The following is a 20,392-nucleotide window of genomic DNA, read 5'->3' as shown; positions in this document are numbered from 1 at the left end:
CTCCTTCAGTCAGGCACTCATTTATGGGCCAGACATATGGAGCCGGCCGCCTTTCTGCACCGTGACCCGGGTGTTAATAATCGGTAATGTTCAGCCCGGCGGAGGCCGCGCTCAGAGCAGCGCCTCGCGCAGCAGGTCGAGCGCCACCAGCGTCAGCACGATCTTGAAACCCCAGCGAAATGCCGCCTCCGGCACCTTCACAAGCAGCCGGCTGCCGATCGCCGTGCCGGCGAAGCCGGAAAGGATCATCGCCAGGATCAGCGGCAGATAGGCCGCGAACGCGAAGCCAAGCAGCACGAACATGACGACTTTGAAGCTGTTCTGCAGCGTCATCAACATGGCGTGAGTCGCAACCAACTGCCGCCGGTCCGCCAACCCCTTGATGAACACCGCCACCAGCGGCCCGGTGGCCCCGACCACCATCGACACCGCCGCAATCACCGCACCGCCGATCACCTGTGCCACGCGGGACTTCCCGACGACCTTCGGCTGCGGCAGCCAGGTGGTCAGCAACACGAACGCCGCGATGGCCACCTGCAGCGCCGTCGCCGGCAACAGGCTGGCGAACTGCCCGCCGACAACGGTGCCGATCACTCCGCCCAGCGACAACCACAGCACCAGCGGCCACTGGATATGCCCTCGCTGCACCACCGCCCGCCCGGCATTCGAGCCAAGCTGGATGGCGCCATGCAGCGGCACGACGACGGTCGGAGGGAAGACGAGTGCGAGCACGGCCACCATCAGCGTGCCGCCGCCGAGCGAGAAGGTCGCGGTGATGAGCGAGGTGATGAAGCTCAGTGCGAAGAGCGCGAGGGCGGTAGTGAGGGGGAGATCGGCGGGGAGCAGGTCGGTGAGGGACACGAAAGAGGACTACCGGTCGCGGACCGAGTCGTCACCGACCCCGAGCTCTCCACAGCGCCTTCTCCCCGTGTGGGAGAAGGCGACTGCGGCAGCATCGTGCCTACCGCTCCAGCTCCTCGATCGCCTTCGCCTCATCCTCGGTCAGCGCCGCCTGCCCCGCCACCCGTTTCCGTCGCGCGCCGATGAACACCGCGATCCCGCCGATCACCAGCACCACCGGCGCTGCGACCCACAGCAAGATCGTGTGCGGCGCCATCACCGGGTTCAGCAGCACATACTCGCCGTACCGCGCCACGAGATAAGCCCGCACCTGGTCGTCGGTATCCCCGGCGGTCAGCCGCTCGCGCACCAGCACGCGCAGGTCATGCGCGAGGTCCGCATCGGAATCATCGATCGACTGGTTCTGGCAGACGAGGCACCTCAGGCCCTCGGAGATCGTCCGGGCCCGCGCCTCGAGCACCGGGTCCGACAACAGCTCATCCGGCCGCACGGCCAGTGCCGGAACGCTCAGCAACGCCAGCATCACTAGCGCGAGGATCGCCCTCATTCGGCTGCCACCCGCTGCGCGGCGGGTTTTGGTGCGCCGATGCGCAGCCGGCGATAGCTCAGCGACAAGAAGCCGGCGCCGGCCATCAAGAGGCACCCGAGCCAGATCAGCGTCACGTAGGGCTTGAACCACAGCCGCACCACCGACTTGCCGTCGGGCTGCGGCTCGCCCAGTTGCAGGTACAGCTGGCTGAAGCCATAGGTCTCGATGGCCGCCTCGGTGGTCGGCTGGCCGCTGGCATTGTAGACGCGCCGCTCGGCCAGCGCCTCGCGCACCCCGCCGCCCGGCGCCCGGATCGAAAAGCGCCCGGTATCGGAGACGTAGTTCGGCCCCTCAACGTGCTGCATGCCGTCGAACGTCACCTGGTGGTCGGAAATCACCACGCCCTGCCCCGGCACCACGGTGGTCACCAGCTCGGTGCCCCAGGCGCTCGCCGCGACGATGCCGATCACCGTGACGCCAATGCCGAAATGCGCGATCGCCGTCGACCACGCGGTGCGCGGCAGGCCGAACAGCCGCTTGAACGAGGTCAAGACGTCCGTGCGGAAGAACTTCGCCCGGTCGACCAGCTCGGCCAGTGCCCCGAACGCCACCCAGAATCCGAGCAGCAGCCCCAGCGGCGCCAGCGATACCTCGGCTCCACCAAGAGCAAAGCAGAGGATCGCCGCGAACAGCGCCAATCCGGCTGCTCCCGCCAGCCGCTGCGTCACCGCGATCAGGTCGCCGCGCTTCCACGCAAGGAACGGCCCGAACGGCAGGATGATCAGCAGCGGCGCCATGATCACCCCGAAGGTCAGGTTGAAGAACGGCGCGCCCACCGAAATGGTCTCGCCCGCCAGCGCATCGAGCAGCAACGGATAGAGCGTCCCCACCAGCACCGCCACGGTGGCCGAGGCGAGGAACAGGTTGTTGAGGATCAGCGCCCCCTCGCGGCTGATCGGCGCAAACAGCCCGCCATGCCGCAGCGTCGAAGCGCGGAAGGCGAAGAGCGAGAATGCCCCGCCGATAAACGCCGCGAGCAGCGCCAGGATCACCATGCCGCGCGTCGGATCGGAGGCGAAGGTGTGCACCGAGGTGAGAATGCCCGAGCGCACCATGAAGGTGCCGAGGAGACTCAGCGAAAAGGTGATGATGGCGAGAAAGATGGTCCAGATCTTCAGCGCGTTGCGCTTCTCCATCACCAGCGCCGAATGCAGCAGCGCGGTGCCGGCGAGCCACGGCATGAAGCTGGCGTTCTCCACCGGGTCCCAGAACCACCAGCCGCCCCAGCCGAGCTCGTAATAGGCCCAGTACGAGCCCATCGCGATCCCGAGCGTCAGGAAGCACCAGCTCACCAGCGTCCACGGCCGCACCCAGCGCGCCCATGCCGCATCGATCCGGCCCGAGATCAACGCCGCCATGGCGAAGCTGAAGCAGACCGAGAAGCCGACATAGCCCATGTAGAGCAGCGGCGGATGCACCGCGAGACCGATATCCTGCAGGATCGGGTTGAGATCCTGCCCCTCGAACGGCGCCGGCGAGAGCCTGAGGAACGGGTTCGAGGTGAACAGCGTGAACCCCGTGAACGCCGCCGCGATCAGGCTCTGCACCGCCAGCACCAGCGTCAGCAGATCCTTGGGCAGGTTGCGCCCAAAAGCCGCGACGGCAGCGCCCATGATCACGAGGATCAGCACCCACAGGATCATCGAGCCTTCGTGGTTTCCCCACACGGCGGTGATCTTGAAGATCAGCGGCTGCGCCGAATTGGCGTGCTCATAAGCGAGCTTCAGCGAGAAATCCGAGGTGACGAACGCCTGGACCAACGCCGCGAACGCCGCCGCAACCAGCAGGAACTGCAGGATCGCCCCCTGCTGCAGATACCCGGCCAGCGCCTCGCGCTTCCAGAACACCAGCCCGATGGTCGCCGAGATCGCCGAGATGGCGAAGGCGAGAACGAGGGCGAAATGGCCGAGTTCGATGCTCATCGAGCACCCCCGATAGGCGCTGGTGCGGTATCTTTCAGCCCCGATGCCAAAAACATCCTCACAGCGGAGCCCCCTCGCGCTGCCACTCGCCGCGCTTCTTCAACTCCTCGACCAGCTCCTTGGGCATGTAATTCTCGTCGTGCTTGGCCAGCACGTTGGTCGCGGCGAACGTCCCCTCGGACGTAACGCTGCCCTCGATCACCACGCCCTGCCCCTCGCGGAACAGGTCGGGCAGCAGCCCCACATAATGCGCCGGCATCTCGGTCTCACCGTCGGTCACCACGAAGTCCGACGTTTCGCCGGTCTTCTTCCAGGTGCCTTCCTTGACGAGTCCGCCCAAACGGATCGGCGTGCCGACGGCGATCGACCGTTCCTTCACTTCGCTCGGCGAATAGAAGAACACGATCTGGTCGCGCAGAGCCACGAAGATCAGCGTCGCCGCAACGACCAGAACGGCCCCGAGGCCGCCGATGATGGCGAGACGTTTCTGCTTGCGAGTCAATTGCTTGCTACCAATCCATTATCCGCTGCGAGAACATCGAGTTCCGCGCGAGCGCCCGCATCGGGATAGGCCTTGCGGGCCGCATCATAGGCCAGTTGTGCCGCCTCGGTCTGCCCCAGCACCAGCCGCGAGCGCACCAGGCGCGTCCATTCATCGATCGTGCCGCCGCTCTGCATCAGACGCTTCGACAACCCCTCGACCATGCCGGCGACGTCGGCATTGGCAGGCATGTCGCCGCCAAGCCCCGCCTCGGCCGCTGCCAGTCCGGCCTCGGCATTGGCGACCCAGCTTTCGCCACCGGTGCTCAGCTTCAGCAGCGCTTGCCACTGGGCCTTGGCGTTGGCGAAGTCGCCCGCGCGCGTCGCTTCGCTGGCGAGGTAGTAGCGCGAGCGCACGTGCTTCACGTCGCGGTTCGACGCGCTGCGGAACAACTCCAACGGCTCGCCGCTGGCGTCGCCGTCCTTGGCCATCATCAGCGCCTCGCCCAGGTCGGTCTCGCGATCCGCGGTCGGCCCATCGAGCTCGATCACCTTGCGCAGTGCCGCTGCCGCATCGGCAAAGCGCCCCAGTTGCATGTAGGCTGGCGCGATCACGCTCCAGCCCCGCAGATCGTCGGGCTTGGCCTTGAGTTGCGCCTCGATGCGAGCGATCGCGTCGTCGAGCGTCATCTCTGGAGGCGGCACGTCCTTGCGCTCGGTCAGCGGCTGTGCCGGCAGGTCCGGCCGGCCAAGCGCGCTATAGACGCCGAAGGCCAGCAATGCGGTCGCCACCGCTGCACCCGCCACGATGCCGCGCCGCGATCCGGTGTCGGTCAGAGGCTTGGTCGTCCCCTTCAGCCGCATCAGTTCACGCGCTAGTTCACCTTTCGCGGCCACGCCCTCAGCCGGCCCGAGCCGCCCGAGCGCCAGGTCCGACTCGATTTCCCTCAGCTGCAGCTTCAGGTGCGCGACCTCAGGGCTGTCTACAACAGCGGCAGTCGCGTTGACCCTCCGCCCGGCCCCCGCATAATAGAGGGCGGCGCAGGCTATGGCTGTGACCACAAAAGCGAGCGACCAAAATATCATGTGCAGGGCTCTGCCTCATGCGAAGGTGCGGAAACGCGCCCGATCTATAAAGGCATTCTGGCAATTTATGCATACGCACACATCGATGTGTGGGAGGCGCATTGCCGCAGCCCGAACAATGGTCCGCTAAACTCATGGCCGATGGCAGCTACGACTACCTGATCGTCGGCTCGACCCCACTTGCCGGGCTGCTCGCCGGCCTGCTCGCCATCGAGCACAAGCGCCGCGTCTGCCTCGTCGGCGAGCCGTTCTCGCCGTTCCGCCTGCAGCGCAGCATCGATATCTCCGTCGCGCCGGTCACCCGGCCGGAAACGCTGCTGCTGACCAAGCGCGTCGCTGCCGAAACCACCAGGCTGGTGAGCGGCTGGGGCAAGGGCCTGCTCGGCCGCGTCGATCCGCTGTTCGTCGCCGAAACCCCCTACGGCATCGCGGCGCTCGGCCATTTCCGCCATCTGGCCCTGGCGCTCGACTATGCGGTCGAGCCGGTCGCCGACCGCAGCATCTCCGAAGGCCTCATGCTGCGCGTCCGCGATGCGCAGATGCTTTGCCACGGCCGACTGGAGCCGGCCATCGAGGCCTGGCTCGCCGCGCATGAGGTGCGCCATCTCGATCGCGCCCAGACTGAGCTCACCATCCGCAAGGACGGTACCGCCCGCATCGTCCATGACGGCCGCAGCGTCGAGGCGGCACAGGTGATCCTCGCGGGCGACGACGCCGTGCTCGAGCACCTGCCCGAGGACGCACGCGATCGTAGCCTCGAGGCGATATCGGGGTCCGCGCACCTCCTCGAGACCGGCAAGCCCCTCCCCGCCCCTTACATCGCCTTCCTCGACCGTGGCGTCATCCTCGGGCAGGACGGCAAGGTCAGCGTCTCGGCGCTGGTCGCCGGCGATCCGGCGACGGCGCGCGCTCGACTCGGTAGCGCCGCGGCGAAGACCGGGCCACTGCGCCTTGCTGGCGAGACCATGGTCGGCAGCCTCCGCACCAGCGATGGCGCGCCGTTCGTCGGCCAGGCCCGCGGCCAGAAGACCACCGTCATAGCCGGTCTCGGCCCGACCGCGGCGTTCCTCGCCCCCGCGCTCGCCCGCCATATCGCCGACGTTTCGCCCGCCGACGAGGCGCAATGGTTCGCCGCCCGCGGCCCCACCCGCGGCAACCTCCGGCTGCAGGCCGCCGACTACCAGGCGGTGCCGGCGTGAGCGACACTCCCCACCGGCTCCGGGCCGACGCCCCGCACGGGCTTGGCGGCGCCGAGCTCGATCGCAAGACGCCGGTACAGTTCCGCCTCAACGGGCGAATGATCGACGGCTTCCTCGGCGACACCGTCCTCTCGGCGGCCCTTGCGACCGGCATCCAGATCGCCGGCCGCCACGGCGACGACGCGCTGGCGCTCGACGAGAGCTTTTCGCCGCTGGTCTCCTCGGGCAAGGGCGGCGCGCTGCCGATGGACCGCACCCCGGCGTTGCCCGGGCTCAACCTCGTGACCATCGGCCTCCGCCGCGATCCCATTGCCTCGGGCGGAATCCTCGGCGCCTTACGGAACAAGCTGGTCGGCCCCGCCCGCACCCTCAACCACCGCTTCGGCGATGGTGCGGTAGGCACCCCGCCCTGGCACAGCGCCCCCATCGACGAAACCATCGAGACCGATTTCGCCATTGTCGGCGGTGGCGTCGCGGGCCTCAGCGCTGCAGCCGCCGCCTCGGCCGCGGGCAAGCGCGCCGTGCTGATCGAGCGCACCCCCAGTCTTGGCGGCACCATCCGCTATTTCGGCGCCGTCGATGCCGAGGCCTCGCCGGATACCACGATCGAGCAGCTGGTCGCCGGCCTCGACGGTAAAGGCCAGGTCACCACCCTCACCCGCGCCGAAGCCTTCGCCATCACCGGCACCACGCTACGCGTCCACCAGGTGGTGGTCGAGGCCGACAAACCCGCCTCGCGGGTGATCGCCATCGTCGCCAGGCACATCATCCTTGCCACCGGCGCGACCGAGCGCCTGCCGCTGTTCCCGGGCAACCGCACACCCGGCATCGTCGGCGCGCTCACCGCCTTCCTCCGCGCCGAGCGCTTCGGCGTCTGGCCCGGCCGGCGGGCGCTATTCACCACCCCGCACAGCTTCGCCTACCGGCTCGCTTTGCACGCCGCCGATGCCGGGGTCGAGGTGCAGCGCATCGTCGACAGCCGCCTTTCCCCCACCTCGCGCTTCGTCGATTTCGCCAAAGCCACCGGCATCACCCTCGCCTCGGCGCTGGCGCCCAGCCACGCCGAGCCGCTCGAGCGCAACAAGCCGGGCCTGCGGGTCGGCTTCGCCGTCGCCATCGACGAGATCCGCCAGGATTCGACCGCCATCGAGACCGACCAGTTGATCGCAGCCGGCGCCTGGCAGCCCGAGATCCTGCTCTGGCTGCGCGCCGGCGGGAGCGCCGCGTGGGACGCCGCCAATGGCTGGCTCGCCCCGCGCGGCACCCTGCCAGCGATGGCGCTCGCCGGGGCAGCCGCCGGGCTCCACACCACCGCCGCAGCCCTCAGCAGCGGCAAGGCAGCGGTGCTGGGCTTTCTCGGCAAGACCGCCCCACCGGTGGTCGACACGGTCATCGAGGAAGCGTTCGAGACCCCTAACGCGCGGACGCCCGTCTCGCCATTCCGCGACGCGGCCCGCGGCGCCACCTATCTCGATCGCGGCCCCTCGCTGATCACCCGCCGTGCCGCCGCGGCCAGCAAGCACGGCGTCTCGGGCCTCGCCACCCGCGCCGTACAACTCGGGCTCGGCGACATCGCCGCCGCCGTCGACATCGGCGCCATGGCGCCGCGCGATGCCGGCTCAGTGGCTGCCGAGCGCTGCGCCCTGTCGGGCGAAGTCACCGACACCGGCTGGCGCGTTCCCGTCACGCCGGCGCCGGAGGAGGAGGTCCCCACGCCGCCCGGCTATCTCACCGGCCGGTTCGGCGACAAACCGCAGATCTGGCTGCTCACCGCCGCCGATGCCCGCTCGTTCGAGCCCGGCTGCCTGATCTTCGAAAACTCCGAAACCAGCGACCCCCTCAAAGCCATCGGCGTCACCTACGCCCCCCACCGCCCCGGCGCCAACGGCGGCATTGCGATCATGGGGAAGGTGCCCGAGGCGGCTGAGCTCTACGTGCGAGATGCGGGGACTGCGGTGGCCTCAAGGCTGGTCGAGCGACTGAAGCTCAGAAACGAGCGCTGATCCCTCAGTGGTCGCCTTCTCCCACAAGAGGAGAATGCGATCACCGATGGCCTAGATCTTACCCCGCCCGCTTCTCCGCGCTCTCGCGCGCCCGGCGCAGCACATCCGCATATTCCGGGTTGAACCGCAGCTCGGCCATCTTGATCGCCGCATCGAGCCGCGCGCCGGTGACCCGGTCGCCGGGGTTCTGGCGGAAGATCTCGAGGTTGCGCTGCACGTGCACTTCCAGCGCCTGGCCCACCTGGGTCCAGGTCTGGTCGAACATGGCGTTGAGCGCCAGCGAATCGCGGCAATCGCGGACCGTCGCCAGCACGTAGCAGCCGTTGAGCGCGGCCAGCACCTGGTCGCTGTCGAGCCGGTCGGTCCCCTGGTGCCGGCGAAGCGCCAGGTTCACGTCCGGCGCCACGTCGCGAAGCTTGGGCTCCACCAGCTCCGACACGGTCTTGGTCAGCGCGGCCACCGCCGTCGACCAGCGCGTCAGCCGTCCGAGCTCGACATAGCCGGTCACTGCCCGCATCAGCCGGTGGAAGCGGTCGATTGCGCGGCAGGTCAGGTCGATGTCGGCGAAGGCGCCATATTGATGCAAGGCCGGGATCTGTGCCTGCGCCTGCGACAGCATGGCGTCGATCAGCGGCCCAAATCCGGCGCGCGCCACGGCGTTCTCGGTGGCCGAGCCTGCCAGCCGGATCGCCGCCGCCATCAGCCGGCCGGGATTGCCCACCTGCCCCATCGCCGCCTGGAACAGCAGCGCCGAGACGGCATGGTCGTTGAGCGGCATGGATTGCAGGGCCATGCCCAGCGCCGTCTCGTCGGTCATCGAGTTGGCGGCGCGGCCAAAAGCCTGCGCCTTGTCGAGCAGGCTCCGGCACTTGAGCGCATTGAGGACCATCGGCAGCCGTGCATAGGCCTCGTCGCTGCCGAACTGGATCTGCATCCGCCGCACCGATTCCTGCGTCGCTGCCGTCGCCGCAAAAGCGGTACGGGCGCGCTGCAGCAGCTCGGGCATCAGCAGCTCGAGGGCGGCGCGGGCGGCGGGGTCGCTGTCGGAGGCGTTGGCGTCGATCAGGTCCGGCGCCACGTCGCGCACCAGCCAGGTCCATGCCGCCTGGGCATGCGCCTCGGCGATGCCGCCGTCGAAATCGAAGCCGGCCGGATCAGGCACCAGCACCGCATCGATCAACCCAAGGAACGGCCGGCCGACGTGCCGGGACCGGCGCGACGTCGCGGTTTCAGAGGGCTGGGAACGAACGGAAGTGTCAGGCATGCAAACCGGTGGGCGTCATGGGTCCAAGGGTAGTCCCCGAACCTAGCGCTCGCCGGTAAACAAATGACTATGCAGGCCGTTTCTGGCCGATCACTTCGCTGCCGGCCGGCAATCAGCCGGCCACACTACAGGCGGTTAGCCGGCGACACTCCACGTGCCGTCGATCTCGCGGCAGGCGGTGCCCTTGCGGGCGACGGCGGTGCCACCGATGGTCACGGTGTGGGTGAAATCGCGGCAGTTGATGTTGTTGACGGTGACATAGGGGCCAACCGTCACGTTGCCGGAGGTGCCCTTGTCGCCGGTCCAGGCGCGCGGCGCGCCGGGGCGACCGAAGGTCAGCGCATTGAACTGTGCGCTCGCCGCCTCGGACTTGTCCTTGGCGCTGAGCTTGCCGATGATCGAGGCATCGAGGAACGCCGTCACGTCGTTCATGGTGGTGCCAGCGGTCTGGATGGCGCCGGCCGCCGGGAGCGAAGCGGGGGTAATCGTCGGCTGCGTCGCCAGCGCCGAATTCGGAGCCGGCAGCGTCGGGCCGAGGGCCATGTCGGAGGAGCCCGTGGTGCCGCAACCGGCGAGCAAGAGCATAACGAGGACTGGAAGGGCGCGGGCGATCAGCTGCATGTGGGTCTCTAGGGGTGGCCGGGCCCTTATTCCTTGCGTATTGAGGCGAAAGTGCGGAAACCCGCCACCTTTGCGGCCGGGAGCCGCAATTCTGCCAGGAGCCCCCCCAGCACTGAGCGCTTCAATTGCAGGGAGCCGCCGTAGACGTCAACCAGTTCCTTGACGATATCCAGCCCCAGGCCCGAGCCGGGGGTCTTCTCGTCCAGCCTGACACCGCGGCGCAACACCTTGGTCGCCTCCTCCTCGGTCAGCCCGGGCCCGTCGTCGTCGATCTTGATCAGGAGGTTTGCCGTGCCGCTGCCACGCTCCGCCACCACTGTGACGCCGATCGATGACTTCGCCCATTTGCAGGCATTGTCGAGCAGGTTCCCCGCCATCTCCTCGAGGTCGCCCTCGTCGCCGCGGAACCAGGGCAGCGATGCGTCGGGCCGCACCATGGCGATGGTCACCTGCGGGTTGAGCTTCTGCATCACCCGGGTCAACCGCAGCATCACATGGGTAGCGTCCGCTTTCTTACCCACCACGGTCGAGCGCGCCGCCAGCCGGGCGCGGTCGAGATAGGTGGTCACCAGCTGGCTCATCTTTTCGGTCTCGGTCGCGACGACCTTCGCAAGCCCGTTCTTCTTGTCGGCCCCCGCCTCGTTGCGCAGCACAGCGATCGGCGTCTTCAGCCCATGCGCCAGGTTGCCCACCTGGTTGCGCGCCCGCTCGACAATCTGCTCGTTGGAGCGCAGCAGCTCGTTGATCTCCTCCGACAGTGGCGCGAGCTCTGCAGGATAGGCGCCGGTGAGCGATGCCGCATCGCCCTCGCGCACCCGCTCCACCTCGCGCCGCAACCGGCCAATCGGCCGCAATGCCAGCCGTGCGACGATGGTCGACATCACCGCCAGCATGATCGCCACCGCGCCGAGCACGATCAGCGTCTGGCCGCGGAACTCGTCGACCAGCGACAGGATTTCGTCGAGCGAGCCCGTCACCATGATGTGCAGCGGCAGGCCGTTCACCGTCACGGCACGCTCGATCACCCGGATCTTGATGTTGAACGGGTCGGTGAGCACCGCCGACTTGGTGTTCGTCTCGTCGAATTCGCCGGGCAGCGGGCCCAGCACCATGCCGACATAGGAATTGGAGAAGTTGAGCAGCTCGCCCTTGTCGTCGCGGATCGCCCAGTACCAGCCCGAGCCGGTGCGATCGAAGCGCGGGTCGGCCACCTTGATGGCCTCCGATTTCGGCGTGTCGGAGAGAAGGCTCAGGTCGGTGAGCGTCTCGATGTGGAATTCCAGCGTCTCGACGAGGCTGTTGTCCAGCGCCCGCGAGTAAAGCTCGGTGAGCAGAAACGCCGTCGCCACCAGCGCTACGATCAGCCACCCCGCCGACAGCAGGAACAGCGACGCCGCGATCGAGCCCTTCCGCTGCGACGCGGGTTGCACCGGCGGTGCGTCAGTCACGGCCTGCCCCTGCTCTATCAGTCGGGATGCCTTCTCCCCTTGAGGGAGAAGGTGGCCGAAGGCCGGATGAGGGGTTCCGCAACCAAGGGTTGCGCGATCGGAGCAAAGCGACGAGCGACCAAGCGCGCGGAGAGATACCCCTCATCCGCCCTTCGGGCACCTTCTCCCACAAGGGGAGAAGCCCGCTCGCCGATAGTGTCCCGGTACGAATGACAGCCTCAGTCCTCAGCGATCTGGTAGCCCAGCCCGCGCACCGTCTGGATGCAATCCTCCGGCAATTTCTTCCGCAGCCGCCCGACGAACACTTCGATCGTATTCGAATCCCGGTCGAAGTCCTGGTCATAGAGATGCTCGGTCAGCTCGGTGCGCGAGATCACCTTGCCCTTGTGGTGCATCAGGTAGCTCAACAGCCGCAGCTCATGGCTGGTCAGCTTCACCGAGTGCCCGTCCACCGTGACCTTGCCGGCCTTCACGTCGAGCCGCACCGAGCCGGCGCTGATCTCGTTCGACGCCTGCCCCGCCGCCCTGCGCACCAGCGCGCGGACGCGGGCCAGCACTTCTTCCATATGAAAGGGCTTGGCCACATAATCGTCGGCGCCGGCATCGATGCCCTGCACCTTGTCGCTCCAGCGATCGCGGGCGGTCAGCAGCAGTACCGGCATCTTCTTGCCGGCGCGGCGCCATTCCTCAAGCACCGAGAGGCCGTCCATCTGCGGCAGGCCGATATCGAGCACCACGGCGTCGTACGGCTCCGTATCGCCGAGGAAGTGCCCCTCCTCGCCGTCGAACGCCACGTCGACGACGTAGCCCCCCTCGGTCAGCGCGTCCTTCAGCTGCCGGTTGAGATTGGTGTCGTCTTCCACGACGAGAATGCGCATCGATACGTCCCCTTTGCCGCCACGACAGCTCCCGCGCCCGGCGACAGCCGGCCCTACGCGCGAAGAACGTCCGACTTTGATTTTACGTGAGGCTTCACTGAGCCGGCAAGCTCACAGGTTTGCTTTCGCCATATTCGTCCATGACGTTGACCTGCCACTCCCACTGGCCGTCCACCATGCAGACCTTGGCCTGCGAACTGATGATCTTGCCATCGACCCCCGACGACGCCATCGCCTCGGACAGCTGGATCAGTTCACCGGTATCGATCTTTTCCTGAATCTCGCGCCGGCTCAGGCACTCCTGCGCCACCGCCGGCGCAGCAATACCAAGAGCCAGCCCCAACGCCAACGCGCCGGCCGCCACCAATGTCACTATGTGTTTCATGGGAGGGTTATGGGGGAGGATGGCTGAATGTGGGATGAACGGGGCTAGGTACCCGGCCGGAAGATGGGCCAAGACAATATCTTGCCAGTTGCCGCTACCGCCTCCCTCACCTCCGGGCGGTTCCTTACCTCATCGTAAAGTGCATCCATCTGCCGACCCATCTCGGTGTTTGTCGGTAGAGGTGAGTAGATCTGCAAGTCCCGCAGCATGTCACGCCGTGTCGCTGGATCCTGGAGCCGGGCAACAATGAGTCGGGCCAGGCGATCGCTGTCTCCTATGCACAGTAATCCCAACTTCGCGGAGAGAAAATTGTCGGCAACGTGCTCCACCAAGAGGTTAAGGGCTTCGGCCGCCTTGGCCGTCTCGCCCTGCTGGTGAAAGGCGCATGCCTCGACCTCCTTTGCCGCCGAAACACCGAACTCATTGGCCTTTTCAAGGTCCATGTCGCCGACGGCCTCCAGCGCCTTGGCCGGTTCGCCAAGGAGGTAGTAGAGGTCGCCAAGGTTGATGCTCTGACTCACTGCACCCGGATCATATGAATGTGAAATGTCGCGGGAGCGAATTTGCGACTCTATGGCCTCATCCCAACGACCCAACCGCATCAGAATACGCGTGCGCGCGTTGTGTATCCATTCCAGATACTTTTCTTCGTCGTCAAAAGCGGGCCGACCAATGGCCGCGTCCACCCGGGCAATTGCCTCGTCCAGAAGAGCTAGAGCCTCCGGCAAGCTGTCGACGTCCGCCAACGTATTAGCCAGCAATGCAACAGCGCGAGCATCGCGCGGGTAAGTGGCCAGCAACGCCCGCCCATCTTCGACTCGCTTGTCCACCGCCTCGCGGAACGCCGCTTCGAGATCGGAAGGCGCAAACACGGCAAGTCGACCGTCGAAACCGAGGGCCGCAATGCTCGTCGGTTGTGTAAGCGTCGCGGCAACGGCAGCGGCCTCGCTGTCTTCGCCATCTTCGAGATGTATGTCGACTAGATCCAGCCAATAATTCTCGAGCGACAGGTAACCGGATTTCGGCCGATATCCGCTGTTCAACAGCGCCTGGAGAACATGCTTTTTAACCGAGCGATCGGCAGATTTCCCGGCTTCACGCAATATTCGCGTAATAAAGCGCTCGTTCCAAGTGTCGAGCAGATCCGGGTACTCTACAGCGATCTCGGCCATCGCATTCGCGGCGCCTGTATAGTCCTCCACATCCGCGGATACTTGGGTATAGGCCTGCCAGTAGGTTCCATCGCGGAACTGCGGCTCCGCCTCGCCGGCGGTGGTGAGATGCTGCATCGCGACTTCAGGCGATCCCAACTCCCGTTCCAGTATCCCAGCCATCAAATAGCACCGGAATTGGAGAGCGGCGTCCATCGTCGCAAAATCCGGCCGTGCCAGGATACTCCTTGCCTCCGCAAGTGCTCCGTTTCCATCGCCGGCATACAGCTTCGACGTCAGTGCGTCGAACTGGGTAAGGATATCGATCTGCGTCTTTTGGTTCGGAGATTTGTCTGTTCGGGCGGTCGGTAGCTGGGGCGACGCCTGGGCAATTACCTCCGTTGTTCCGAAAACCAGCGCAAGCAGCAACGTCATGAGTATTCGCAAGTGCATTCTGACCAACACCCCAGCCGATTAGATTGGAATGCTTATCAGCTCAAACTGAGTTGTCCAGTTGGCCAACACCCGAGGGCGCGCTCACATTGTGTCCGCTACCCCTTAATCCCCTTCCGCAAAAACAAGATCGCCAGCCCCTCCATCAGCAACTGTCCCGCCGAGTGCCCGTCGAAGCTGGGCAAGTCCACGCCGACCAGTTGGCTGATTGCAGCCAGCACCATGGCGGTGGCGACGAGGTAGGTTTTGAAGCCGTCGAGAAAACCGAGGTTCATCAATAGTCTCCTGAGGTTGTGAGAAACGAGGCTGGCCAGCAGCCTGAGCCGCTGGCGGGCCAGGGCGTCGCCGAGGCCGTCGAAAATCGTCTTACGCATCGAAGCTCCCCGCCGCGGCGTGCCCGGTCCCGAACACCGGGCTCAGCTGCGCCACGGTGAAATCGAACGCCGCCGGCGGGGCGCCGAAATCAGCGGCCTGCATCGCGGCGGTGTAGAGCGCCGCGGGCGCCGCGACATCGAGGCTCCGCACCGGCGTCGCGCCATCGAGGATGGTCACCCGATAGGCCTCGGGCAGGTGCTCGAGCGGCACTTCCATCGCCGCCCAGGCGCCGGCATCGAACCGGCTCCGCCGCACCCAGCCCAGCGCCACGTCGCCCCCTGCCCCGCGCACCGCGCGCAGATGCACCGGCGGCAGCGGCAGCACCGGGCCCAACCCCAGCGTAGCTGTGAACGCCGTCCCGGTCGCATCGTGCCGCCCGGCAAAGGCCCGCAGCGCCAGCTCACCGCCGAGCCAATCCGGCTCCACCGGCAGCACCGCGACAGTTGTGTCGAGCACCACCAGCCGGTTGCCCACCGCGGCTGGGCCCATCGCCACATCGCTGCCCCCGAGCCCGCGCAGCAAATCCGTCAGCCGATAGCGCCCCGGCGCGATCAGTTCGGCGCCGGCAAAGCCCAGCACCTCCCATTCGCCCGCGTCGGTCTCCACCGCGATGCGGTTGCCACCCGCCAGCGCCACCTCGAAATCCGAGGGCGACAGATGTCCGCCGACCAGCGAAATCTCGACGCTCCGCCGATCCCGTAAATGCAGCGGCCCGGGAGTAAGCGGGGTCGTCAATTCACCCATCGCCGCCGGCCGAGCCAATCGCGCCAACCGCGCACCCGTCGCCGAAAGCTGGATGTCCACCTGCCCCGGCCACGGGCTGGCATAAGCCGCCAGCAGCAGCCGCGATTGCGATGGCGTCGCCGGGTCCGGCGGCAGGTGCGCCGCCAGCAGCGCCGGCACCGCCCCCGGCGCCGGTCCCGCCGCCGCCCTTGCCGGCCGGTCGCTCAGCACCGCGGCCCGCAACGCCGGCGGCACCGCCCGCGCCGAGATCTTCCGCGCCATCCCATCGCGGATCTCCGCAATCTCGAACGGCCCCTCGCCCGCCCCCGCCAACGCCACCACGTCGCCCACCTCGAGCCCGGCCGCCGATGGCGGCAGCGCAAATTCCAGCGTGTCCCGCCGCGCGCTCGCCGCCAGCAGCAGGTGCTCCGCTGCCGCCCGCGCCGACGCCGCATCGAGCACCAACGCCGAGTTCTCCGCCGCCACCGCCGCCCCCTCGGGCCGCATCGCCGTCACTGTGCCGGCCAGGTAATCCCGCTCGCGATCGACAAACCCCAGCGCCAGCCGCGCCACCTCCTCGGACGGATCCGGCTGCCGCCGCGCGGTCAGCGGTCCGTCCTCCTTCACCAGCGCATCGGCAGCCAGTGTCGCCGCCACCGCCCCCGGCCGCACCAGTTCCAGTCCATTCGCCCCGTCGCGGACGCTCAACCCGGCCGCCGCCAGCGCCGAGCCGGTCGCATCGCGCCACGACACCACGCCCTCGATCGTCACCCCGTGCACCAGCGGCGGCGCCACGTCGGCCGCCCCCAGCGTCACGCCGTAATCTGCCGCCACCGCCCGGGCCAGTTCATCCGCCGCCAGCGCCCCGAGCCGCCCGGTCAGCCAATGCCCCGCCGCATGGTTTTCGGCATCGGCCCACGTGCCCGCGTCCGACGGAAACGCCGGATAAGGCCGCGCGTCCCAGGTCCACAGCGACACCCGCTCGACCATCGGATCGCCCTCCCAATGGCTCAGGTGCGCCCGCAAGAACTGCCGCTGCATCAGCGCATCCGGCGCACCCGACGAGAAATACGGCCGCCCGCCCTCGGCGCTCTTCGCATCCGGGAACACGTTCGGCTGGTTCGCCCCCTTGTCGCCCGCCCCGCAACCAAGCTCGGTCAGCCACACGGGCTTCGATCCCGGCACCCACCCCGTCGGCGTCGCCGAACGCACCCCGCCCACCCGGTCGTGATGCGCATTGCCCCACCAGCCGGCGATATCCTTGAACCGCCAGACCCAAGGCTCGCCATGCGCCCCGTCACTGATCGGTGTCCGCGCCCCGGCCAGCCTGTCGGCCTCCGACGCGTAGTACCAGTCGAACCCCTCGCCCCCGTCGATCCCCGCCTCGATGTAGCCGAGCCCATACGGCCCGCCGGCCCCCGCATCCGGCCCGTCCTCGCCGTCGCGCCAGTCGGTGGTCGGCATATAGCTGTCGATCCCCACCGCATCGATGTTCGGGCTCGCCCACAGCGGATCGAGGTGAAACAGCTTGTCCCCCGGCGCCTCCGGCGGCTGGAACCCATGATACTCGGTCCAGTCCGCCGCATAGGTCAGCGTCACCTCCGGCGCGAGCGCCCGCGCCTCCGCCGCCAGCGTCACCAGCGCCGTGACGAACGGAAACCCGCTCGTCCCCCGCAAGGTCGTCATCCCGACCATCTCGGAGCCGATCACCAGCGCCTCGGCCCCCGCCTCTTCGGCCAGATCAGCGTAGTGCCGCACCATCCGCCGGGAACCCCAGCCGCTGGACGAACCGACAAACGCCGCCACCTGCGCATCGAGCGCCCCTGTCCCCTCGGGCGAGCCCACCGTCCCCGGCGCCGGGTCACAGCTGATCCGCCCGCGCCACGGATAAGCCGGCTGCCCCATTGGGTTGCCGGCGGGAATGTCCATCAGCACCATCGGATAGAGCGTCACCGCCAGCCCGCGCGCCCGAAGGTCAGCAATCGCCGCCAACACGCTCGCATCCGAAGGCGTCCCGCCATAAGCCGGCCCGCCATCGTACTGGCTCACCACCTCCGCCGTCGCCCGCGTCAGCCCGGCGACGCTCCAGCTCGCGCCCTGAACAGCACGGTTCGCAGCCTCAACCTTCGGCCGGATCGAACACTCCCCGCACCGCAGATCGTCGCCGAACCAGCTCACCACCAGCGACACGTGCTCGAGGTTGGGACAGAGCGCCGTCAGCTCGTCGATCGACAGCGTCCAGTCGCTCACCAGCGCCGAGGCGTGCGCATTCTCATGCGCCGTCGCCCCGCGCCCCAGCACCCGCACCCGCGCCACCGGGTCGTAGCCGAACTCGGTCGCCCCGGGGATCACCGTCACCGAGCGGATCAGCGGCTCCAGTTCCCCCACCACCCGGCACAGCTCCACCGCGATGTTGGGGATGCGGTTGCCAAACTCCGTGAGCGGCAGCCGCTCGAACACCAGGTAGCAGAGCCCCCGATAAGCCGGCGCCACCCCCTGCTTCGCCTCGATCAGGCTGTCGACGTCCTGCGTCTCGGTCCCGCGATAGAACCTCACGCTCAGCCCCTCGGTCTCGAGCAGTTGCCCATCGGCCCAGATCCGCCCCAGCCGGTGCACCTCGCCCTCGCACAGCCCCACCGCAAAGCTCGCGACGATCTCGCGCTCCTCCGGCTGCGCCGTGCCCTTGGCGCCAGAGTCCTCGGCTGCCAGCTCCTCGAGCTCGGTCGCCCAGATGATGTTCCCCGCCAGCCGCCCCCAGCCATAAAGCCGCGGCACCGCTCCACCTTCGGCCGACCCGGACAGTCGAATATCCGCCCCCGGCACCTGCTGCGGCTTCTCGCCGAACAGCGCCTGGTCCACCACGCTCCCCGCCAGCGCCCCCAGCGCCCGCCCAATGGTCGCTCCGACAGGCCCGCCAATCGCCCCGCCAACGAACTGCCCGGCAACGGACAGCGCCAGAGTTGCCATTCACTCCACCTCCGGAAACGCGAACACCCCAGCCACTCGCCGCATCCACCCGTCGGTGAGGTTCGCTTCCACCACGCCCAGCCGCTCCTGCGCGTGGACGAACCGCCCCTCGCCCACGAGGATCCCGCAATGCCGCGGCAGCACCGCCGCCCCAATGCGGAACAGCACCACCGCGCCGGGCCCGATCACCCCCGGCCGCAGCCAGGTCTCTGCCAAGGCCTGCAGCTCCCCCGCATGCGACGCATCCCGCCAATCCGCCCGATAGTTCGGCAGCTCCGGCGGCTCAGTCCCATAAACCGTGCGCCACACCCCGACGAGCAACCCGAGGCAATCGCACCCGGCCCCCAGCGTCGCCGCCCGGTGCCGATAGGGCGTGCCGACCCACTCGCGGGCCGCCGCCACGATGTCTGCCCTCATCCGACCAGCTTCCGCCCGTCCAGTTGCCCACCCGCCCGCGGATAGCGCAGCACGAAGTCGTTGCCCGGAATGTGCGGAAAGCCGCGGAACCGCCCGGCATTGCCGAACTTCGCCCGGCACGTCGCAAACCGCCGGTCGCACCCCGCCGTCAACACCAGCGCATCGCCTTCGACCACCCAATCCCCCACCGGCGCCGCGAACCCCAGCACATCCACCCCGCCCAGCCGCTCCGCCGTCACCACGCGATCGCGCAATCCCTCGCGCTTCCCCGATCCCCACACGGCAACCCCGAACGCGAACCAGCCCTCGGCAAACCCATCGATCCCCTCGAGCACCAGCCGGAACCGGTCCCGCACCCCGAGCACCGTCGCCTCAGCCCGAAACGCCGGATCCAAGAGGTCCACCCCGCACCGCACATCGCCCAGCTCGGCGTCGCACAGCGCCTGATAGATCCGCCCGCGCTTCTGGTTGATGGCGTGCTGCCCCGAGCGCAGCTCGGCCCGGAACACTCCGTCCTCGCGCACGATCTCGCCGATCGTCGTCCGGCTCGCCAGCATCCGTTCGGCCGGCGCGCGCCAGTTCACCCGCCAGGTCTCGACCTCGGCCCCATCGAACCGCCCGAGCAGGATATCGTCTTCGTCGATCGCGTCCGAATGCAGCACGCCCACCACCTCGGCGGTGTCCACGCTTGCCCCGAGCTTGGCCGTCCCCGTCCCGCCATCCAGCCCATGCGCCGGCAGGTAATCGGTGTCGCCAAGGCTCAGCGCCGCGTCATGGTCGGTGAACCCCAACACCAGCCCGTCGCTCCGCGCGATCCGCCAGCACGTCGCCAGCGTCGTCGCGCCGCTCGCGATATGCGCGGCGAACCCCGCCTCCAGCACCCTCATTCGCGCACCTCGATCAGGGGGATAGCCGGCACCTCGGCGGCGCCGAAGCTGGTCAGCTCGACATCCAGCCGGTCGATATCGAACCGCACCGGCACATCGAACAGGAACCCCGCCGTCACCGCCGCGCCCATCGCCGGCGCTGCGTCCAGCGTCACCAGCCCGGTCAGCGCATCCAGAGAAAAGTCGGCGGCAGCGAGGGAGGCGCCCGCCACCGCCACCATCACCGTCCCTGCAACGGGCTTGGTGATGGGTCTCAGATACGGGTCGAAGTTCGCCCCGTATCGCTTTGTCAGCGCAAACGAAACCCGCACCCCGTCGCCGGTCCCGATCACTTGGTCCAGCGCCGTTGGCTCCTCGGTTCCATCAGACGAATAGTCGAGCCCATCGCGCCACAGGAACGCATGAAACCGCCCCCGGCGCTCCTCGAAGAACGCCAGCACCGCCTGCATATCGGCCCGCGATTTCACCCCGTACCCGGCATTGTACCGCCGCCGCGAATGCACCCACCGGCTGTTCCGCTCCTCGCGGCCGGAGGCGAGCGTCACGACATCGGTGGCGCGCTCGGGGCCGCCGCGTGCGCCGAGCGAGATATCGAGTGGGAAGCGAACTGCATGGAAGGCCATCCAAGGCTCCGTAGTGGGATTGTCGTGCCGTCGGCGTTCGTGTCTGCTGCGACAACTGCC

General features: G+C 67.9%; 18 protein-coding genes. 2 read left to right on the top strand and 16 right to left on the bottom strand.

Features of this window, described 5'->3' with window-relative positions; all coding sequences use genetic code 11:
* Positions 1 to 111: 111 nt before the first annotated feature.
* The 5 genes from AC1DYL_RS13155 to ccmI form a co-directional block, all read right to left on the bottom strand.
* Positions 112 to 861: a sulfite exporter TauE/SafE family protein gene (locus tag AC1DYL_RS13155; protein WP_477173489.1), complete on the bottom strand. Its 750-nt coding sequence runs from the start codon at positions 859 to 861 to the stop codon at positions 112 to 114.
* Positions 862 to 961: 100 nt separating this feature from the next.
* Positions 962 to 1,408, bottom strand: a complete 447-nt coding sequence (locus AC1DYL_RS13150; protein WP_477173488.1) for a cytochrome c-type biogenesis protein — start codon at positions 1,406 to 1,408, stop codon at positions 962 to 964.
* Entirely contained in the window at positions 1,405 to 3,372 is a 1,968-nt protein-coding gene (locus AC1DYL_RS13145; RefSeq protein ID WP_477173487.1) for a heme lyase CcmF/NrfE family subunit, read from the bottom strand. Before AC1DYL_RS13145 ends, AC1DYL_RS13150 begins: the two co-directional genes overlap by 4 nt.
* 58 nt (positions 3,373 to 3,430) lie before the next feature.
* Positions 3,431 to 3,874 carry a cytochrome c maturation protein CcmE gene (ccmE, locus tag AC1DYL_RS13140; RefSeq protein ID WP_477173486.1) on the bottom strand — a complete coding sequence of 148 codons (444 nt, stop codon included), beginning with the start codon at positions 3,872 to 3,874 and terminating at the stop codon, positions 3,431 to 3,433.
* On the bottom strand, positions 3,871 to 4,938 hold the full coding sequence (gene ccmI / locus AC1DYL_RS13135) for a c-type cytochrome biogenesis protein CcmI (RefSeq protein WP_477173485.1): 1,068 nt from the start codon (positions 4,936 to 4,938) through the stop codon (positions 3,871 to 3,873). Before ccmI ends, ccmE begins: the two co-directional genes overlap by 4 nt.
* A gap of 101 nt (positions 4,939 to 5,039) precedes the next feature.
* On the opposite strand from ccmI, the gene AC1DYL_RS13130 reads away from it, so the two are divergent.
* Positions 5,040 to 6,137 (top strand): hypothetical protein, encoded by a 1,098-nt coding sequence (locus AC1DYL_RS13130; RefSeq protein WP_477173484.1) that lies wholly within the window; start codon positions 5,040 to 5,042, stop codon positions 6,135 to 6,137.
* Entirely contained in the window at positions 6,134 to 8,140 is a 2,007-nt protein-coding gene (locus AC1DYL_RS13125; RefSeq protein WP_477173483.1) for an FAD-dependent oxidoreductase, read from the top strand. Before AC1DYL_RS13130 ends, AC1DYL_RS13125 begins: the two co-directional genes overlap by 4 nt.
* 58 nt (positions 8,141 to 8,198) lie before the next feature.
* Here AC1DYL_RS13125 and AC1DYL_RS13120 read toward each other — a convergent pair whose 3' ends face one another.
* The 11 genes from AC1DYL_RS13120 to AC1DYL_RS13070 all read right to left on the bottom strand — a co-directional run bounded on the left by AC1DYL_RS13120 (position 8,199) and on the right by AC1DYL_RS13070 (position 20,332).
* Positions 8,199 to 9,404: a hypothetical protein gene (locus AC1DYL_RS13120; RefSeq protein ID WP_477173482.1), complete on the bottom strand. Its 1,206-nt coding sequence runs from the start codon at positions 9,402 to 9,404 to the stop codon at positions 8,199 to 8,201.
* Between the two features lie 135 nt (positions 9,405 to 9,539).
* Positions 9,540 to 10,025: a hypothetical protein gene (locus AC1DYL_RS13115; protein ID WP_477173481.1), complete on the bottom strand. Its 486-nt coding sequence runs from the start codon at positions 10,023 to 10,025 to the stop codon at positions 9,540 to 9,542.
* Between the two features lie 26 nt (positions 10,026 to 10,051).
* Positions 10,052 to 11,473, bottom strand: a complete 1,422-nt coding sequence (locus tag AC1DYL_RS13110; protein ID WP_477150210.1) for a sensor histidine kinase — start codon at positions 11,471 to 11,473, stop codon at positions 10,052 to 10,054.
* 218 nt (positions 11,474 to 11,691) lie between these two features.
* Positions 11,692 to 12,351 (bottom strand): response regulator transcription factor, encoded by a 660-nt coding sequence (locus AC1DYL_RS13105; protein ID WP_291311524.1) that lies wholly within the window; start codon positions 12,349 to 12,351, stop codon positions 11,692 to 11,694.
* A gap of 94 nt (positions 12,352 to 12,445) precedes the next feature.
* Positions 12,446 to 12,724 carry a hypothetical protein gene (locus AC1DYL_RS13100; protein WP_477173480.1) on the bottom strand — a complete coding sequence of 93 codons (279 nt, stop codon included), beginning with the start codon at positions 12,722 to 12,724 and terminating at the stop codon, positions 12,446 to 12,448.
* A 56-nt stretch (positions 12,725 to 12,780) separates the two neighbouring features.
* The gene (locus AC1DYL_RS13095; protein ID WP_477173479.1) at positions 12,781 to 14,322 is read right to left on the bottom strand and encodes a hypothetical protein; all 1,542 of its coding nucleotides are present in this window, start codon (positions 14,320 to 14,322) and stop codon (positions 12,781 to 12,783) included.
* 116 nt (positions 14,323 to 14,438) lie between these two features.
* Positions 14,439 to 14,714, bottom strand: a complete 276-nt coding sequence (locus AC1DYL_RS13090; protein ID WP_477173478.1) for a hypothetical protein — start codon at positions 14,712 to 14,714, stop codon at positions 14,439 to 14,441.
* The gene (locus AC1DYL_RS13085) at positions 14,707 to 18,405 is read right to left on the bottom strand and encodes a baseplate multidomain protein megatron (RefSeq protein ID WP_477173477.1); all 3,699 of its coding nucleotides are present in this window, start codon (positions 18,403 to 18,405) and stop codon (positions 14,707 to 14,709) included. Before AC1DYL_RS13085 ends, AC1DYL_RS13090 begins: the two co-directional genes overlap by 8 nt.
* Positions 18,406 to 18,822 carry an NlpC/P60 family protein gene (locus AC1DYL_RS13080; protein ID WP_477173476.1) on the bottom strand — a complete coding sequence of 139 codons (417 nt, stop codon included), beginning with the start codon at positions 18,820 to 18,822 and terminating at the stop codon, positions 18,406 to 18,408.
* Positions 18,819 to 19,709 (bottom strand): DUF2163 domain-containing protein, encoded by an 891-nt coding sequence (locus AC1DYL_RS13075; protein WP_477173475.1) that lies wholly within the window; start codon positions 19,707 to 19,709, stop codon positions 18,819 to 18,821. Before AC1DYL_RS13075 ends, AC1DYL_RS13080 begins: the two co-directional genes overlap by 4 nt.
* Complete coding sequence (locus AC1DYL_RS13070; protein WP_477173474.1) at positions 19,706 to 20,332, bottom strand: phage distal tail protein, Rcc01695 family; 627 nt, start codon at positions 20,330 to 20,332, stop codon at positions 19,706 to 19,708. Before AC1DYL_RS13070 ends, AC1DYL_RS13075 begins: the two co-directional genes overlap by 4 nt.
* Between the last annotated feature and the right edge of the window lie 60 nt (positions 20,333 to 20,392).

It is taken from the genome of Devosia sp. P1_H9, from assembly GCF_056405135.1.
Note: the sequence above shows the minus strand (reverse complement) of the source record. Positions and strands in the feature narration are given on the sequence as shown.

What these genes read in the sequence shown, in the direction of transcription:
- AC1DYL_RS13150 (WP_477173488.1), bottom strand. Translation starts at nt 1,408, where the DNA reads ATGAGGGCGATCCTCGCGCTAGTGATGCTGGCGTTGCTGAGCGTTCCG.
- AC1DYL_RS13145 (WP_477173487.1), bottom strand. Translation starts at nt 3,372, where the DNA reads ATGAGCATCGAACTCGGCCATTTCGCCCTCGTTCTCGCCTTCGCCATC.
- ccmI (WP_477173485.1), bottom strand. Translation starts at nt 4,938, where the DNA reads ATGATATTTTGGTCGCTCGCTTTTGTGGTCACAGCCATAGCCTGCGCC.
- AC1DYL_RS13120 (WP_477173482.1), bottom strand. Translation starts at nt 9,404, where the DNA reads ATGCCTGACACTTCCGTTCGTTCCCAGCCCTCTGAAACCGCGACGTCG.
- AC1DYL_RS13115 (WP_477173481.1), bottom strand. Translation starts at nt 10,025, where the DNA reads ATGCAGCTGATCGCCCGCGCCCTTCCAGTCCTCGTTATGCTCTTGCTC.
- AC1DYL_RS13105 (WP_291311524.1), bottom strand. Translation starts at nt 12,351, where the DNA reads ATGCGCATTCTCGTCGTGGAAGACGACACCAATCTCAACCGGCAGCTG.
- AC1DYL_RS13095 (WP_477173479.1), bottom strand. Translation starts at nt 14,322, where the DNA reads ATGACGTTGCTGCTTGCGCTGGTTTTCGGAACAACGGAGGTAATTGCC.
- AC1DYL_RS13090 (WP_477173478.1), bottom strand. Translation starts at nt 14,714, where the DNA reads ATGCGTAAGACGATTTTCGACGGCCTCGGCGACGCCCTGGCCCGCCAG.
- AC1DYL_RS13085 (WP_477173477.1), bottom strand. Translation starts at nt 18,405, where the DNA reads ATGGCAACTCTGGCGCTGTCCGTTGCCGGGCAGTTCGTTGGCGGGGCG.
- AC1DYL_RS13080 (WP_477173476.1), bottom strand. Translation starts at nt 18,822, where the DNA reads ATGAGGGCAGACATCGTGGCGGCGGCCCGCGAGTGGGTCGGCACGCCC.
- AC1DYL_RS13075 (WP_477173475.1), bottom strand. Translation starts at nt 19,709, where the DNA reads ATGAGGGTGCTGGAGGCGGGGTTCGCCGCGCATATCGCGAGCGGCGCG.
- AC1DYL_RS13070 (WP_477173474.1), bottom strand. Translation starts at nt 20,332, where the DNA reads ATGGCCTTCCATGCAGTTCGCTTCCCACTCGATATCTCGCTCGGCGCA.